Annotated in this window: 12 protein-coding genes; 1 reads left to right on the top strand and 11 read right to left on the bottom strand. The window is 71.9% G+C overall.

Annotation, left to right across the window (positions count from 1 at the left end; translation table 11 throughout):
- Positions 1 to 82 precede the first annotated feature (82 nt).
- Both FEF34_RS25900 and lepA read right to left on the bottom strand, forming a co-directional pair.
- Positions 83 to 1,972 (bottom strand): AMP-dependent synthetase/ligase, encoded by a 1,890-nt coding sequence (locus FEF34_RS25900; RefSeq protein WP_171053091.1) that lies wholly within the window; start codon positions 1,970 to 1,972, stop codon positions 83 to 85.
- A gap of 238 nt (positions 1,973 to 2,210) precedes the next feature.
- Positions 2,211 to 4,082: a translation elongation factor 4 gene (gene lepA, locus FEF34_RS25895; RefSeq protein WP_138055285.1), complete on the bottom strand. Its 1,872-nt coding sequence runs from the start codon at positions 4,080 to 4,082 to the stop codon at positions 2,211 to 2,213.
- A 283-nt stretch (positions 4,083 to 4,365) separates the two neighbouring features.
- Here lepA and rpsT point away from each other — a divergent pair, with 283 nt between their 5' ends.
- Positions 4,366 to 4,632: a 30S ribosomal protein S20 gene (rpsT, locus tag FEF34_RS25890; RefSeq protein ID WP_138055284.1), complete on the top strand. Its 267-nt coding sequence runs from the start codon at positions 4,366 to 4,368 to the stop codon at positions 4,630 to 4,632.
- A gap of 573 nt (positions 4,633 to 5,205) precedes the next feature.
- Here the strand turns inward: rpsT and FEF34_RS43170 are convergent.
- The 9 genes from FEF34_RS43170 to leuS form a co-directional block, all read right to left on the bottom strand.
- On the bottom strand, positions 5,206 to 5,532 hold the full coding sequence (locus FEF34_RS43170; protein WP_234042559.1) for a TetR/AcrR family transcriptional regulator: 327 nt from the start codon (positions 5,530 to 5,532) through the stop codon (positions 5,206 to 5,208).
- 298 nt (positions 5,533 to 5,830) lie between these two features.
- Positions 5,831 to 6,817 (bottom strand): DNA polymerase III subunit delta, encoded by a 987-nt coding sequence (gene holA / locus FEF34_RS25880; RefSeq protein ID WP_138055283.1) that lies wholly within the window; start codon positions 6,815 to 6,817, stop codon positions 5,831 to 5,833.
- A gap of 375 nt (positions 6,818 to 7,192) precedes the next feature.
- Positions 7,193 to 7,438 (bottom strand): hypothetical protein, encoded by a 246-nt coding sequence (locus FEF34_RS25875; RefSeq protein ID WP_138055282.1) that lies wholly within the window; start codon positions 7,436 to 7,438, stop codon positions 7,193 to 7,195.
- The gene (locus FEF34_RS25870; RefSeq protein ID WP_138055281.1) at positions 7,431 to 8,267 is read right to left on the bottom strand and encodes an arylamine N-acetyltransferase family protein; all 837 of its coding nucleotides are present in this window, start codon (positions 8,265 to 8,267) and stop codon (positions 7,431 to 7,433) included. Before FEF34_RS25870 ends, FEF34_RS25875 begins: the two co-directional genes overlap by 8 nt.
- A gap of 280 nt (positions 8,268 to 8,547) precedes the next feature.
- Positions 8,548 to 11,049 (bottom strand): ComEC/Rec2 family competence protein, encoded by a 2,502-nt coding sequence (locus tag FEF34_RS25865; protein WP_138055280.1) that lies wholly within the window; start codon positions 11,047 to 11,049, stop codon positions 8,548 to 8,550.
- Complete coding sequence (locus FEF34_RS42095) at positions 11,046 to 12,125, bottom strand: ComEA family DNA-binding protein (RefSeq protein WP_199800697.1); 1,080 nt, start codon at positions 12,123 to 12,125, stop codon at positions 11,046 to 11,048. Before FEF34_RS42095 ends, FEF34_RS25865 begins: the two co-directional genes overlap by 4 nt.
- Before the next feature lie 196 nt (positions 12,126 to 12,321).
- Complete coding sequence (locus FEF34_RS25855) at positions 12,322 to 13,167, bottom strand: DegV family protein (RefSeq protein ID WP_138055279.1); 846 nt, start codon at positions 13,165 to 13,167, stop codon at positions 12,322 to 12,324.
- A gap of 206 nt (positions 13,168 to 13,373) precedes the next feature.
- Positions 13,374 to 14,159, bottom strand: a complete 786-nt coding sequence (locus tag FEF34_RS25850) for a hypothetical protein (RefSeq protein WP_138055278.1) — start codon at positions 14,157 to 14,159, stop codon at positions 13,374 to 13,376.
- 151 nt (positions 14,160 to 14,310) lie between these two features.
- Entirely contained in the window at positions 14,311 to 17,202 is a 2,892-nt protein-coding gene (leuS, locus tag FEF34_RS25845; protein ID WP_138055277.1) for a leucine--tRNA ligase, read from the bottom strand.
- Between the last annotated feature and the right edge of the window lie 52 nt (positions 17,203 to 17,254).

Below are 17,254 nucleotides of genomic sequence, written 5' to 3'. Positions count from 1 at the left end.
GGGCCGCTCGTGGAGGCCGGAGAACGGCTCGGCGGCCCGTCGTGCGGCGCGGGGCCGGGCGACGGACCGCCGAGCGGTGGTGTCACGCCTCGAGGGCGCCCTCGTACATGCCCTCGATGAGGTCCTTGTACTCGCGCTCGACCACCGGGCGCTTCAGCTTCAGGCTCGGCGTCAGTTCGCCGTGCTCGATGTCGAGGTCGCGCGGCAGCAGGCGGAACTTCTTGATGGTCTGCCAGCGCTGGAGCGTTCCGTTGAGCCGCTGCACGTAGCCGTCGACGAGCCGCTCGGTCTGCGGTGCGGCGACGACCTCCGCGTACGACTTGCCCCCGAGGCCGTTCTCCTCGGCCCAGCCGAGGATGGCGGCCTCGTCGAGCGCGATGAGCGCCGTGCAGTAGTTGCGGTCGGCACCGTGCACCAGGATGTTCGAGACGAACGGGCACACGGCCTTGAACTGGCCCTCGACCTCGGCCGGCGCGATGTACTTGCCGCCGGACGTCTTGATCAGGTCCTTCTTGCGGTCCGTGATCCTGAGATACCCGTCGGGGGAGAGCTCACCGATGTCGCCGGTGTGGAACCAGCCGTCTGACTCCAGGACCTCGGCGGTCTTCTCGGGGAGCCCGTGGTAGCCCTCCATGATGCCGGGACCGCGCAGCAGGATCTCGCCGTCGTCCGCGATGCGCACCTCGCAGCCGGGCAGCGGCTTGCCGACGGTGCCGGTGCGGTACGCCTCGCCGGGGTTCACGAAGGAGGCGGCGCTGGACTCGGTGAGGCCGTAGCCCTCCAGGATGTGGATGCCGGCGCCGGCGAAGAAGAAGCCGATCTCGGGCGAGAGGGCGGCGGAGCCGGAGACGGCGGCGCGCAGCCGGCCGCCGAAGGCCTCGCGGAGCTTGGAGTAGACGAGCACGTCGGCGACCTTGTGCTTCACGGTGAGGCCGAAGGACGCCGAGGCACTGCCGGTGCGGCGGTAGTTGTCCTGGGACTCCTTGGCGTAGGCGCGCGCGACACCGGCGGCCCACTGGAAGATCTTGTACTTGGCCGCGCCGCCGGCCCGCGCCTTGGCGGCCACGCCGTTGTAGACCTTCTCGAAGATGCGGGGCACTGCCGCCATGTACGTCGGCTGCACCACCGGAAGGTTCTCGATGATCTTGTCGACCCGGCCGTCGACGGCGGTGACGTGCCCGACCTCGATCTGGCCCGAGGTCAGCACCTTGCCGAAGACGTGGGCGAGCGGCAGCCAGAGGTACTGGACGTCCTCCTGGGTCACCAGATCCGTCGAGGCGATCGCCTTGGCCATGTAGGACCAGTTGTCGTGCGGCAACCGGACGCCTTTGGGGCGGCCCGTGGTACCCGAGGTGTAGATGAGGGTGGCGAGCTGGCCGGAGGTGATCGCCTCCACCCGCTCCTTGACCGCGGCCGGGTTCTTGGCGAGGTGTTCGGCGCCGCGCGCCTCGAGGGCCGAGAGCGACAGGACCCAGCCGTCGGGGTCGCCCTCGGCCGGCTGGGCGCCCGCCTCGTCGATCACGATCACATGCTTCAGATGCGGCAGCTCGGCGCGCCGCTCACGGGCCTTGGCCACCTGCGCGGCGTCCTCGGCGATCAGCACCCTGCTCTCGGAGTCGGCCAGGATGTACGCGGACTCCTCCGCGTTGGTCTGCGGGTACACCGTCGTCGTCGCGGCGCCCGCGCAGAGGATGCCGAGGTCCGCGAGGATCCACTCGACCCGGGTGGACGAGGCGAGAGCCACCCGCTCCTCGGCGCGCACACCCAGTTCGATCAGTCCGGCCGCGATGGCGTAGACCCGCTCGGCGGCCTCCTGCCAGCTCAGCGACTTCCAGTCGTCGGGCCCCCGCCCGGAGGCGGCGGGGACGGGGTAGCGGTAGGCCTCCGCGTCGGGAGTGGCCGCCACGCGCTGGACGAAGAGCGTCGCCACGGAGGGCGGTCGGTTCTCGATCAGGTTCTGTGTGTCGCTCACGACATCCTCCGGGCCTGCTGCGGCATTGCTGCATGACTGGCTGATTGCCCGAATGGTCACAGTTGTTTAACTCGCGAGTAACCATCGGGGCCTGATCAGGGTAGAGCGCCACGCTGCGCCACGTAAGGGGCTGCGGGCTGCCGCTTGATAACGAACAGGCCCGTGCGCCGGAAGCGCACGGGCCTGTGGGGCACGGCAGGAGAACAGGGGCGACTGGTGCTTTCGCGTTACCCGCGGACTACTTCTTCGCCTTGCCGCCGGCGGAGTCGTCACTGGACAGCACGGCGATGAACGCCTCCTGCGGCACCTCGACCGAGCCGACCATCTTCATCCGCTTCTTGCCTTCCTTCTGCTTCTCCAGCAGCTTCCGCTTACGGGAGATGTCACCGCCGTAGCACTTGGCGAGCACGTCCTTGCGGATGGCCCGGATCGTCTCGCGGGCGATCACCCGGGAGCCGATGGCCGCCTGGACGGGCACCTCGAAGGCCTGCCGCGGGATGAGCTCCTTGAGCTTGGCGACGAGCCGCACGCCGTACGCGTAGGCCTGGTCCTTGTGGGTGATCGCGGAGAAGGCGTCGACCTTGTCGCCGTGGAGCAGGATGTCGACCTTCACCAGCTGGCTGCCCTGCTCGCCGGTGGGCTCGTAGTCGAGCGAGGCGTAGCCGCGGGTCTTGGACTTCAGCTGGTCGAAGAAGTCGAAGACGATCTCGGCGAGGGGGAGGGTGTAACGGATCTCGACCCGGTCCTCGGAGAGGTAGTCCATGCCGAGGAGCACACCGCGGCGGTTCTGGCAGAGCTCCATGATGGAGCCGATGAACTCGCTCGGCGCGAGGATCGTCGCGCGCACGACCGGCTCGTACACCTCGGCGATCTTGCCCTCGGGGAACTCGCTGGGATTGGTGACGGTGTGCTCGGTGCCGTCCTCCATGACCACCCGGTAGACCACGTTCGGGGCGGTCGCGATCAGGTCGAGGCCGAACTCGCGCTCCAGGCGCTCGCGGATCACGTCGAGGTGGAGCAGTCCGAGGAAGCCGACGCGGAAGCCGAAGCCCAGGGCGGCGCTCGTCTCCGGCTCGTATACCAGCGCGGCGTCGTTGAGCTGGAGCTTGTCGAGCGCGTCGCGCAGCTCGGGGTAGTCCGAGCCGTCGAGGGGGTACAGGCCCGAGAACACCATCGGCTTCGGGTCCTTGTAGCCGCCGAGCGGCTCCGTGGCGCCCTTGGTCTGCTGGGTGATCGTGTCACCCACCTTCGACTGGCGGACGTCCTTCACACCCGTGATCAGGTAGCCGACCTCACCGACGCCGATGCCGTCGGCCGCCAGCATCTCCGGGGAGTTGGTGCCGATCTCCAGCAGCTCGTGGGTCGCGCCGGTGGACATCATCCGGATGCGCTCGCGCTTGTTCAGCTGGCCGTCGACGACACGTACGTAGGTCACGACGCCGCGGTAGGAGTCGTAGACCGAGTCGAAGATCATCGCACGGGCGGGGGCGTCCTTGACTCCGACCGGGGCCGGCACGTCCTTCACCACCCGGTCCAGCAGCGCCTCCACGCCCAGGCCCGTCTTGGCCGACACCTTCAGGACGTCCGAGGGGTCGCAGCCGATGAGGTTGGCCAGCTCCTCGGAGAACTTCTCGGGCTGCGCGGCCGGCAGGTCGATCTTGTTGAGCACCGGGACGATGGTGAGGTCGTTCTCCATCGCCAGGTAGAGGTTGGCGAGGGTCTGCGCCTCGATGCCCTGGGCCGCGTCCACCAGCAGGACCGTGCCCTCGCAAGCCGCGAGCGACCGGGACACCTCGTAGGTGAAGTCCACGTGGCCCGGGGTGTCGATCATGTTGAGGATGTGGGTCCGGCCCTGCCCCTCACCCGTGGTGGGCGCCCAGGGCAGACGCACGGCCTGGGACTTGATCGTGATACCGCGCTCACGCTCGATGTCCATGCGGTCGAGGTACTGGGCGCGCATCTGCCGCTGCTCGACCACGCCGGTCAGCTGGAGCATCCGGTCGGCAAGCGTGGACTTGCCATGGTCGATGTGCGCGATGATGCAGAAGTTGCGGATCAGCGCCGGGTCGGTACGGCTCGGCTCGGGCACATTGGTAGGGGTCGCGGGCACGCAGGGTCCTGATTCTTGAGCGCCGAGCGCTCGTCTCGGGTCGATGTCGGATCGATACGCAGCCTCCATGGTCCCATGGCTGCGGGGCTGCGCTCGGTTTGGGCCGGTCGGAGCGGCGCTGGTAGTCTGGCCAGCTGTGTCTCGTGTGTCCTCTCCGGAGGCACCTCCCATGCCCGGAAGGGTCATGCGCTCCGAAGAGTCGTGTCCTCGGAAGGGCCGTCCCCCGAAGGTCATGGGTGCGGGACACGCCTTCAAAGATCATCAATCCTGAAAAGGCTCTTTCGTGGCGAACATCAAGTCCCAGATCAAGCGGAACAAGACGAACGAGAAGGCGCGCCTGCGCAACAAGGCCGTCAAGTCCTCGCTCAAGACCGCGATCCGCAAGGCCCGCGAGGCTGTCGCCGCCGGCGACGTCGAGAAGGCCACCGTGGCGGCCCGCGAGGCGAACCGGAAGCTCGACAAGGCCGTCTCGAAGGGTGTCATCCACAAGAACGCCGCCGCCAACAAGAAGTCGGCGCTGGCGTCCAAGGTTGCCTCCCTCCAGGGCTGAGCTCGCTCCCCGGGGGTGACCCCGGGACCTCCGGCAGCGACCCCCTCGGGGTGACCCGCCGGACGACTTGATCGCCGGACCGGACCAGACGGGCCCTCTCTCATCCGTCCCCGGACCGGCACCCCGGATTCGCACGCGGCCTGCGTTCGCCACGCGGGTGCGAATCCACCGACTTCCCGGCTCCGGCCGGACCCGAGAACCCCGCTTCCCCGTTCTTCCCCAGTTCGGGAGGGCGGGGTTTTCGGCTTCGGGCGAAGGCGGCGGCCAGCTCGCCGACCGATCGTCGCTCAGAGGCCTCCGCCGGGATCGCGCCGGACCGTCGACGGGGTCGACGGAGTCCCTGCGGCCGATGTTGCCGCTGCCGTCGATCCAGCGTTGCCGCGTCGGCGCGGGTACTCAGGCACGCCGGGTAGTCGTCCAGGAGCTCGACCTGTCGCCGTGGGGGAAACCCCGCCGGACCGAACGGGGCCGGGACCAACAGGCCGAGGACGAAGGGCCAGGTACCGGCCGCGATGCGTGCGGGGCTGCCGGGTGGCAGTTCAGCGAGCTCCTGAGCCGTGGCCACCCGCTCGGTCAACCTGTGGGGCCTTGGGCGTACTTGCGGGCGTAGTCGGCGCTCAGGCCGGGAGCGGAGAGCGCGGCGTCCCGGGAACAAACCCGGATCCGGTTGCCGTCGACGGCCTCCGGGTTCAGCGGCAGGATGTCCGGCAGCGCGTCCCCGAGGGCTGCCGGCCCCTGGCCCGAGTGACGGCGGGGGCCGAGCAGGACGCGCTGTTCGAGCAGGTCCAGGCCGTGCTCCACCAAGGCTTGCTTGGTGGAGAAGTAGTGCGTGAGCAGGCCGGTCGTCGCGCCGAGTTCGGCGGCGACGGCGCGCAGCGTCAGGCCGGCGAAGCCACGCATGGCCATGACCTGCCAGACCCGCCACGGTACGTTCCCACAACGCGTGTCGTGCGAATAGGGAGGCCTCTCGTGTTCTCGCTGCCGCTTGTTCTCGCTGCCGCTGTGCGACGGCGTCCGCCTCGGTCCGCACGAGACCTACGGCGCCGTCAGCGTGGCCACCGTAGGAACGGGCGGGGCCGGAGTCCACGCGGCAGGGTCCGAGCAGCGAGGTTCGCGAGGTCTTCGGCAACCGCACGGGCGGTGGACGTGACCGAGGCGGGGGACAGGGCCGAGCAGGGGCCGCGCGGCGTTCGGTGGATCAGCGGCGCAGGCGGGCCGCGCGGGCGACCGCGACCACCGCCTTCTCCAGCGCGTACTCCGGGTCGTCACCACCGCCCTTGACCCCCGCGTCCGCCTCGGCGACGGCGCGCAGGGCGAGGGCGAGACCGTCGGGCGTCCAGCCGCGCATCTGCTGGCGGACCCGGTCGATCTTCCAGGGCGGCATGCCCAGCTCGCGCGCGAGATCGGCCGGCCGGCCGCCGCGTGCCGACGAGAGTTTGCCGATCGCCCGCACCCCTTGGGCCAGCGCGCTGGTGATCAGGACCGGTGCGACGCCGGTCGAGAGCGACCAGCGCAGCGCCTCCAGGGCCTCGGCCGCACGGCCCTCGACGGCGCGGTCGGCCACGGTGAAGCTGGAGGCCTCCGCGCGCCCGGTGTAGTAGCGGCCGACGACGGCCTCGTCGATCGTGCCGTCGACGTCCGCGACCAGTTGCGAGACCGCGCTCGCCAGCTCCCTGAGATCGCTGCCGATGGCGTCGACGAGGGCCTGGCACGCCTCGGGGGTCGCGGACCGCCCCAGTGTGCGGAACTCGGAGCGCACGAACGTCAGTCGCTCAGCCGGCTTGGTCGTCCTGGGGCACGCCACCTCACGCGCGCCGGCCTTGCGTGCCGCGTCCAGTAGGCCCTTCCCCTTGGCACCGCCCGCATGGAGCAGGACGAGCGTGATCTCCTCGACCGGTACGGCGAGATAGGCCTTGACGTCCTTGACCGTGTCGGCGGAGAGATCCTGCGCGTTTCGCACGACGACGACCTTGCGCTCGGCGAAGAGCGAGGGACTCGTCAGCTCGGCGAGCGTGCCGGGCTGGAGCTGGTCGGGGGCGAGATCGCGGACGTCCGTGTCGGCGTCGGCGGCCCGGGCGGCCGCCACCACCTGCTGCACGGCGCGGTCCAGCAGCAGGTCCTCCTGGCCCACCGCGATCGTGACGGGGGCGAGGGGATCGTCGTTCGTGTTCTTCCTGGTGGCCATCGCGGTCCAGCATCCCATGAGCCACCGACACCGTCGTCTGCCCAGCGGTCGGGCGACGGAACGCGCAGGCCCGTGCTCGGGGACGGGCTCGGGGACGGGCTCGGGGACGCGGAGGGACCGCGGAGGGACCGCGGGGATGGGAGGGGCCGCCGGAGGGGCTGGAAAGAGCCGAAGGTGGCGGAGGGGGCGGAGGGGGCCGGAGGAAACGCAGGGAACACAGGGAACGCAGGCAACGCGGGGATGGGAGGGGCCGGAAGGACGGAAGGGCCTCAGGGTTCGCCGGGACCCGAAGGGATCGGTGGAGTTCAGCGGCTCGGGTGCCGGCTCAGACGCACGCCTGCCCATCTCCGGCCGCGGGGACGCCCGTGCGGCGGCTCAGGACTCCTCCCGCCAGCCGTCCCAGTCGGCCACGAAGTCGTCGAGTTCGACGGGGCTCAGACGGCCTTCCGGGTCCTCGACGACCACCAGCCACTGTGCGTCCTCGGCGTCGTCCTCCCCCGCCAGGGCGTCCCGCACCAACTGGGGTTCGCCGTCCACGCCGAAGTGGTCCCCGATCGCCTCGATGACCTCTTCGGCGGCGTCGCGGTCGGGCAGGACGAGTACATGCCTCACATCACTCACCGCCACATTGTGCCGTGTCCCCCGCACGGTGCTTCCGGACCTCCGGCACCCGGTCCAGCTCCAGCCCGAAGTGCTCCCGGTAGGCCGCCAGGATCTCGGCGTCGTCACCGAGCTGGCGCTCCGTGCGCCCACCATGCGCCGTCGTGACCAGTCTGCGTCCGGACAGCGTGATCCGGCCTTCGTCCGTGAGCCGGGAGCAGACGAGCTTCTGGGTGAAGTGGGAGGCGGGCGACGTGCGGTGATACCAGGCACCGGCCTCGAAGTCCCCCAGCTCCCGCGGCCGCGGGTCGAGCCGCAACTGCGGCTCCCCGTCCCGCAGCACGTCCAGGTCACCGTCCGGCGCATCCGCGATACGGAAGGTGCCGGCCGGATCGCTCTGGTCGCCCCGTTCGTCGAGCAGGAGCGGGTAGTGGCTGTGATCGCCGAAGCCCACGTCGGCGAGCCACGGGCCGCTGCCGTCGACGGTCTCCACACGCAGGGTGAGATGGTCGTACGGGATGCCGAGCTGCCCGTCCCCCTTGAAGACCCGGGCCTGGAACAGGGTGACGCCGAAGCCGAGGCTGCGCAGCAACGCGGCGAGCGCGCCGTTGAGTTCGTAGCAGAACCCGCCCCTGCGCGCCCCGACGATCTTGTCCAGCAGCGGCTCGTCCTCCAGAACCACGTTCTCCCCCAGGTGGATCGAGAGGTTCTCGAACGGTACGGAACGCAGATGCCGCTGCTGCAGCTCGCGCAGGGCGTCCCGGTCCGCCCGGTCGGGACGCTCGGCACCGATGCGGCGGAGATAGGCGTCGACGGTCTCTGTCGGCAAGGGCTGCGATGCGGTGTCCATGCATGCAGTCTGTGCCGAAGGCAGGACGCCCCGCCATGCGCCACGGGTCCTAGGACGCGGGGCCGAGCCAGATCGGTCCGGCAAGGGCCGGAACCCCCGGCCCCGCCCCAGTCCGAACCAGCAGGCCGGACCCCACCAGGGGCCGGACCGACCACCCGGAAGCCGACCCGAACAGGCGTGACGGGTGGGCCCAACAGCCCGGACGAACCGACCGCACGGGCGGGGCCCGCCGCCGGATCGGCGCACCGGGCCGCGCACCTGCCAGTTCGCGGTGAGGAGCTCACGGCGCCCGGGCGCCGCGGGCCACGGCACGCAGCTCCCGGCCGGAGCCCGTGACGGCGATCGAACCCTCCATGTCGGTGCGCATCACCAGCGAGCCCTGCGACCGCAGTGCGGAGACGGTCCGGGGTGACGGATGCCCGTACGGGTTGTCCCGGCCACAGGAGATCAACGCCAGCCTCGGCCGGGCCGCGGCGAGTAGGGCGGGGTGCTGGTACGCCGAGCCGTGGTGGGCGACCTTGAGGACGTCGACGCGTGGGAGAGCCGGGTGGGCCCGTATCAGCCCTCGCTGCGCCGGGGGTTCGAGATCCCCGAGGAGCAGCAGCGACACACCGCCGTCCGTGCGCACGAGCAGGGTGACACTCGCGTCGTTCGGCTCCCGCGGTTTCGCGCCGGGGCCCGGTGCGGGGCCGGGGGCAGGCCACAGCACCTGCCAGGTGAGCCCTCCCGCACGCCGTCGCTCCCCCCGCCCGGGCCGGATCAACGGCACTCCCGCGGCTGTCGCGGTCCGGCGCACGAACTCGGCCTGGTCACGTGGTTCCTCGAGGGACGTCGTCTGGATCGCGCCGATGGTTCTGCCCCGTAGGGCGCCGGGCAGCCCCGCCACATGGTCGGCGTGGAAGTGGGTCAGCAACAGCAGCGGCACGCTCCTGACGCCCAGTTCTTTCAGGCACCGGTCCGTGAGTGCCGGGTCCGGCCCGGCGTCCACGACGACGGCCGACCCCTCGCCCGCGGCCAGCACCGTAGCGTCGCCCTGCCCGACGTCGCACATGGCGAACGACCAGCGCGGCGGCGGCCAGCCGGTGACGATCCTGGTCAGCGGGGGCGGCCGCAGAACAGCGAGTACGAGCAGCAGGGCGCATCCCACGGCCGGCCAGGGGCGCCAGACCGGCCGGCGAACCAGCAGCGCCCCCACGGCGGTGACGGCGGCCAGCAGCAGCGCGCCCCACCAGCCGCCGGGCCACTCGGCCTGCGCCCCGGGCAGGCCGGCCCCGGTGCGGGCGACTCGGGCGATCCACCCGGCCGGCCATCCGGCGCAGCGCGCAAGCAGTTCCGCGGCGGTTGTCGAGACGGGTGCTGCGGAGAGCGCCGCGAACCCCAGCACCGTGGCGGGCGCCGCAGCCGGCTCGGCGAGGAGATTGCACGGAATCGCCACCAGGCTGACCCGCTCGGCGAACACGACCACGACAGGCGCGCACACCGCCTGCGCCGCCGCGGCCGCGGCGAGGGCCTCCGCGATCCGTCCCGGCACCCCGCGCCGGCGCAGCGCCGCGCTCCAGCGCGGGGCCATGGTGAGCAGGGAACCCGTGGCCAGCACCGAGAGCAGGAACCCATAGGTGCGAGCCGACCAGGGGTCCCAGAGCACCAATAGCAACACGGCCGCCGCCAGCGCTGGGAGCAGGGATCTGCGCCGGCCAGTGCCGATGGCCAGCAGGGTGATCGCCCCGCAGGCCGCGGCACGCAGCACGCTCGGTTCCGGTCGGCACACGACGACGAAACCCATCGTGAGCGCGCCGCCGGACAGCGCTGTCGCACGCAGTGAGATGCCCAACCGGGGTGCCAGACCGCCTCGTTCCGCTCTGAGTGCGCGGCCCGGCGGGCCGATGAGCAGGAACAGGACGATCGCCAGATTGCTGCCGGACACGGCCAGCAGATGCGTCAGATCGGTCGCCTTGAACGCCTCGTGCAGTTCGGTGCCGATGCGGGAGGTGTCGCCGACGACGAGCCCGGGCAGCAGTGCACGTGCGTCCGGTGGCAGCCCTTCGGTCGCCCGCCGCAGCCCCGCACGCAAGTCCCCCGCCGTGCGCTGCGCCGGGGTCGGCGGCCCCGTGATGCGGGGCGGCCCCGGGCCTCGCACTCTCAGTACGGCCGCGAACCGGCCCTCTCCCTCCGCCGGTGGCTCGGCCCGGGCGGTGAGGGTGATCCTGGTCGACGGCAGCAGACTCAGCCATGGGCGGGCCGCTTCGCCGGGCCGGACGATCACCAGGACCGGCGCCCTGGTGGTGATGGACTCCCCTTCCGGTGTGGTGACCCGGACGACCTGCCCCTCCAGCAGGACAGCGGTCTGTGCCGCCCGATCGCCCCACACCCGTGGCCGGGTCGTGCGCGGATCGGTGGTGACGGTCAGATCGGCGGTGACCGGGACGTACTGCCGCGCCGCCTCGGGCACCGGCCCCCGGTACAGGTCCGCGCCGCGCAGTGCGCCGGCGGCCGTACCGGCGGCGGTGCACAGCAGCACGGCGGCGGCCGCGACCCTGTTGCCGGCCCCCTGCCAGGAACGCCGGCGTACCGCCCGGACGGCCAGGGACAGCAGGACCGCCCCCGCCACGGCGACACAGACCAGCACCGTCACCCCCGGCCAGGGCGGCCGCGCCGTCAGAGCGAGGGCCGCCGCGCCCCAGGCGGCCAGCGCGGGCAGCACCAGACGCAGATCGGCCGGGTGCTCACGGGCTTCGGCCGCATCCGGCCGGGACTCGGGGGAATCTTCGGGCGCCCGGGTCACGGCCGCACCAGCGCTTCGAGGTCCGCGAACCGGCGGTCGCCGATCCCCGTCACCTCGCGGAGTTCGTCGACCGAGCGGAAGCCTCCGTGCTCGGTGCGGTAGTCCACGATGTGCTGGGCGAGTACGGGGCCCACACCCGGCAGGGTGTCGAGCTGCTCCACCGTGGCGGTGTTGAGGCTCAGTGGTCCCGCGCCCGGGGCGGCACCAACCGGCGGTCCCTGCGGGCCGGGAGGCTGCGGGACACCCACGACCACCTGTTCGCCGTCCATGAGCACCCGCGCCCGGTTGAGGCCGGTGAGGTCGGTACCCGCCTTCACCCCGCCCGCCGCCCGCAGCGCGTCGGCGACCCGGGACCCCACCGGGAGACGGAGGACGCCCGGCCGCCGGACCTTGCCGCTCACATCGACGACGATGCGCCCGGCGGGCTCGCGTGCCGGCGGCGGGCCCGGCGAGGGCCCGGGCCGGGTCGACCCCGGCGTGGGAGGGACCTCCCCGACCAGCTGGGGCGCGCGCACCGGCTGCGGCTGCGGCCGCCCGGACCAGAAGTGCTGCACGGCCAGGCCCACCCCCAGGACCAGGACCACCACGAGAGCGGCCAGCGCCTTCGGCTCCAGCCCGCAGCGCAGCCGCACCCACGACGGCATCCGCTCCGCCAGGGCCAGCCGTGTCCGCTCCGGCAGCGACGGCCCGGCAGCGGTGGCTCGGCCCGCTGCCGAGGGGTCACGCGAGCCGGGCGGCGGTACGGACCGGCCGCGACCCGGCTCGGGCGTGGCAGCGGCGTCTCGCACGCCTTCGGGGCCGGCCGCCGTTCGGTCCGGCGCCGGTGTCCCCGCGGCCGAGGGCGCCCAGGAGCTCGCGGGCGGACCGGTCGCCGTCCCGGGTGCGCCGGACGTCCGGAAGAGGGCGTGAGCGCGTAACCGCGCCGCCGACGGCGGCGCCGTGTCCACCGGCGAGGGGACGGGGGCCGGCACCGGGTGGCTCCCGGCTCGCTGCCGCTGCCGCCGGTGGCGTACACGGACGTCCGAGGCAGGCCCGCGGCCCGGGCCGCTGGTCGCAGAGCGTGATCGGTGACTCATGCCATCCGACGGTAGGCATCTCCCTGCGACCTTGCTGAGCAGCCTCAATTCCGGTGGACAACCAGGCCTTTGTGGAAAACTCGGTCACTCTCCGGCGTGACGAGACAGTCCGACCGGAACGGCGACCAGCCCGCGGCAGCACCCGCGCCCCGCACCACCACACGACACGGACGGGCCCCACCGCGGCGCCGCGTCCTCATCTGTGTGAGACCACCGCCGCCAGCAGTCCGGGCCCGGTGTGCGCGCCGATCACCGCGCCCACCTCGCTGACGTGCAGTTCCCCGAGGTTCGGCACCCGCTCCCGCAGCCGCTCCGCCAGCGCGGACGCCCGCTCCGGCGCGGCGAGATGGTGCACCGCGATATCCACCGGTCCCGTACCGGCGCGCTCGGCGGCGATCTCCTCAAGCCGGGCGATCGCCTTGGAGGCCGTGCGCACCTTCTCCTTCAGCTCGATCCGGCCGCCCTCCAGCTGCAGCAGCGGCTTCACCGCGAGCGCGGACCCGAACAACGCCTGGGCCGTACCGATACGGCCGCCCCGGCGCAGATAGTCGAGGGTGTCGACGTAGAAGAACGCGGACGTGCCCGCAGCCCGCTTCTCGGCCGCCGCCACCGCCTCGTCGAGGGAACCGCCGGCGTCCACCGCCTCGGCCGCGGCGAGGGCGCAGAATCCCAACGCCATCGCGACCATGCCGGTGTCGACCACACGCACCGGGACGGGTGCCTCCCGGGCCGCCAGGACCGCCGCGTCGTAGGTGCCGGAGAACTCCGAGGACAGATGGAGCGAGACGATGCCGGTCGCCCCTGCTTCCGCCGTGGCCCGGTAGGCGGCCGCGAAGGTCTCCGGGCTGGGCCGGGACGTGGTCACGGCACGGCGCTTCTGGAGCGCCTGGGCGAGGGAACGGGCCGAGATCTCGGTGCCCTCCTCGAGGGCCTGGTTCCCCAGCACAACGGTCAGTGGCACCGCTGCGATGCCATGCAACTCCATCGTCCGCGGCGGCAGGTAGGCCGTGGAATCAGTGACGATCGCGACATGGCGGGACATGAGCGGGAGGTTACCCGCCGGGGCCGCCGCACGGGAGCCCGACCCCGCCCCACCACACGCTTCCGTCGGGCGAACAGCCTCCGTCCGGGGCAGCCCGGCGGTCCCGTGGAGCGCTCGGCGCCCACCGGGCCGCGTGGCCCGGCCGGCGGGCTCCGCGTCCCGGTTCGAGGTCTCGGAACGGCGACCTCACAGGGCGATACACCTAGCTAGTTCGAGGTCTCCGGACGGGCGGACTTGTCCCACGAGTACCTCATCGCGAGCCGCGGGTCCCGTGGCGGAATCGCCCGTGGCTCCTGAGCGCCCGTCCCCGGCTCCGATCCGCCCGACGTCTGCTCCGGGCCCGTCGCGGCCGCCGAAGGCCGCGGATTCTGCGCCGAGGAGGTCCGAGGCCCCTGTGCCGAAGGCGGGCGCGAGGGCTCCTCGGCCGACTCGGGCCACATCGGCTCGGCGCGCGACCAGTCGCGCAGCGCTCCCGCCTCCACGTCGATCTGGGTGGTCAGCGACTCCAGGTCGTCCTCGGCGAACGACCGCGCCCTGTCCCGCGCCGCCCAGCGCAGCGACTCGGCGGAGTGGGTGATCCGCTCGACCCGCTCACGCAGCTGCGGTAGCCGCTCCGCGGTCCTGCCGCGGTCCGGCTCGCGCTCCAGCCGTCGCAGTTCCTCGTCCAGCTCCCGCCCGTGCACGCTGAGCCGCTCGAAGAGGCCGATCGACTCCCGCAGCGACGCGTCCTCGGCGACCCCCGCGTGCAGGGCTTCCTGCGTGGCCCGCATCGACGTGCGCAGACGGAGCCTCAGCTGAGCCAGCTCGCCGACCAGGCCGACCTGCCCGAAGCTCTTCGCCCGCAGCGCCGTGTCCTCGACGGTGCGCCGTGCCTGGCCGATCGTGCGGTCCACACCCCGCTTGGCCGCACCGAGCGCCTTGACGCCCACGTACACCCCGAGCGTCACAAAGGCGACGAAGAGCAGCGCCAGGATCAGGATGACGGCTTCCATGGGCGCCCCTCCGAGTCGTACGCGGTGTGTCCTCCCACGGTAAACGGAACGGGCGGGCCGAGGGTTCCAGCGGAACCCCCAACCTGCCCGTAGGGGGAAGATCAGGGCCGGGCCCGGCGGACTGCCGGGCCCGGCCCGTGAGCGGTCCCGGCTAGGCCGGGACGATGTTCACCAGCTTCGGCGCCCGCACGATCACCTTGCGGATGCCCGCGCCCCCCAGGGCCGCCACGACCGCCGGGTCGCCCACGGCCAGCGCCTCCAGCTCCGCGTCAGCGATCGACGGGGAGACCTCCAGGCGGGCCTTGACCTTGCCCTTGACCTGCACGACGCACGTCACGGTCTCGTCCACGACGTACGCGGGGTCGGCCACCGGGAAGGCCTCGTGGACGACCGAGCCGGAGTGGCCCAGCCGGCGCCACAGCTCCTCGCCGATGTGGGGGGCCAGCGGCGCGATCAGCAGCACCAGGCGCTCCGCCACCGAGCGGGCGACCGGGCCGCCGGTCTTGGTCAGGTGGTTGTTCAGCTCGGTGATCTTGGCGATGGCGGTGTTGAAGCGCATCGCCTCCATGTCCTGGCCGACGCCCTCGATGGCCTTGTGCAGGGCGCGCAGGGTCGCCTCGTCCGGCTCCGCGTCCACGACGGTGACCTCACCGGTCGTCTCGTCGACGACGTTGCGCCACAGGCGCTGCAGCAGCCGGTACTGGCCGACGACGGCACGCGTGTCCCAGGGACGGGAGACGTCCAGCGGGCCCATCGCCATCTCGTACAGGCGCAGGGTGTCGGCACCGTACTCGGCGGCGATCTCGTCCGGGGTGACCGCGTTCTTCAGGGACTTGCCCATCTTGCCCAGCTCGCGCCTGACGGACTCGCCGCCGTGGACGAACCTGCCGTCGTGCTCCTCGACCTCGGCGGCGGGCACCGGGAAGCCGCGAGCGTCCCGGTACACGTACGCCTGGATCATGCCCTGGTTGTACAGCTTGTGGAACGGCTCGGCGGACGATACGTGCCCCAGGTCGAACAGCACCTTGGACCAGAAGCGGGCGTACAGCAGGTGCAGTACGGCGTGCTCGGCGCCGCCCACGTACAGGTCCACACCGCCGTGCGGCTGCCCCTCGCGGGGGCCCATCCAGTACTGCTCGATCGCCGGGTCGACCAGCTTGTCGGCATTGTGCGGATCCAGGTAGCGCAGCTCGTACCAGCACGAACCGGCCCAGTTCGGCATGGTGTTGGTCTCGCGACGGTACCGCTTGATCCCGTCGCCCAGGTCCAGCTCGACGTCGACCCACTCCGCGTTGCGCGACAGCGGGGTCTCGGGCTGGGTGTCGGCATCGTCCGGGTCGAAGGTGCGCGGCGAGTAGTCGTCGACCTCCGGCAGCTCCAGCGGCAGCATCGACTCGGGCAGCGCGTGGGCCGCCCCCTCCTCGTCGTAGACGATCGGGAACGGCTCGCCCCAGTAGCGCTGCCGGCTGAACAGCCAGTCACGCAGGCGGAAGTTGACGGTCGCCTCGCCGATGCCCTTGGCCACCAGCCAGTCGGTGATCTTCGCCTTGGCCTCGGCCACCTCCAGGCCGTCCAGGGAGATCTCGTCGTTCGAGGAGTTGATCGCCGGGCCCTGGCCGGTGAACGCCTCGCCCTCCCAGCCCTCCGGGGGCCGCACGGTACGGACGATGGGCAGGCCGAACGCCTCGGCGAACTCCCAGTCGCGCTCGTCCTGGCCGGGGACGGCCATGATCGCGCCGGTGCCGTAGCCCATCAGCACGTAGTCGGCCACGAAGACCGGGATGCGCGTGCCGGTGACCGGGTTCACGGCGTAGGCACCGGTGAAGACACCGGTCTTGTCCTTGTGCTCGGTCTGGCGCTCGACGTCGCTCTTGGTCTGGGCCTGCTTGCGGTACTCGGCCACGGCCTCGGCGGGGGTGGCCGCACCACCTGTCCAGGCGTCCTTGCCCCTGGCCTCATCGGGCCATTCGGCGGGCAGGATCGAGTCGATCAGTTCGTGCTCGGGCGCCAGCACCATGTAGGTGGCGCCGAACAGGGTGTCGGGGCGGGTGCTGAAGACCGTGATGCGGGCGTCGTCGTGCCCGTCGACGGTGAAGCCGATGCGTGCGCCCTCGCTGCGGCCGATCCAGTTGCGCTGCTGCAGCTTGATGGCCTCCGGCCAGTCCAGCGCGTCCAGGTCGTCCAGCAGCCGGTCCGCGTAGGCGGTGATGCGCATGTTCCACTGGCGCAGGTTGGCCTTGAAGACCGGGAAGTTGCCGCGCTCGGAGCGGCCCTCGGAGGTGACCTCCTCGTTGGCCAGGACGGTGCCCAGCCCGGGGCACCAGTTGACCGGAGCGTCCGAGGCGTACGCCAGGCGGTGGCCGCCCAGGACGTCGGCGCGTTCGGCGGCGCTCAGCTCGCTCCAGGGACGCCCGGACGGGGTGACGCGCTCGCCGCTCTCGAACTGGGCGACCAGGTCGTCGATCGGGCGAGCCCTGCCGGCGTCCTCGTCGTACCAGGAGTTGAAGATCTGCAGGAAGATCCACTGGGTCCACTTGTAGTAGTCCGGTTCGATCGTCGCGAACGACCGGCGCTTGTCGTGCCCCAGGCCCAGCCGGCGCAGCTGGATCTTCATGTTCTCGATGTTGGCCTCGGTGGACACGCGCGGGTGCGTGCCCGTCTGGACGGCGTACTGCTCGGCGGGCAGGCCGAACGCGTCGAAGCCCAGGGTGTGCAGCACGTTGTGGCCGGTCATCCGCTGGTGCCGGGCGTAGACGTCGGTGGCGATGTAGCCCAGGGGGTGACCGACGTGCAGGCCCGCACCCGACGGGTACGGGAACATGTCCATGATGAACTTCTTCGGGCGGGCCGCGAGGTCGGCGTCCCCGGCCAGGTCGCCGCTCGGGTTGGGCGCCTCGTACGTGCCGTCGGCGTCCCAGAAGTCCTGCCAGCGTGCCTCGATGTCGGCGGCCATGGCCGCCGTGTAGCGGTGGGGTGCGACCGCCTCCGCGGAGGGGGTCCCACACGTGCCGGAGGCCGCGGGGGAGGAATTCGTCTCGCTCATGATCCTTAAAGCTCCATCGATCGTCTCTGCCTGCGATTGCCTGAAACGAAAA

This window comes from Streptomyces marianii (genome assembly GCF_005795905.1).
GTDB classification, from domain to species: Bacteria; Actinomycetota; Actinomycetes; order Streptomycetales; family Streptomycetaceae; genus Streptomyces; species Streptomyces marianii.
This window is presented reverse-complemented; position numbering and strand designations above follow the sequence as displayed.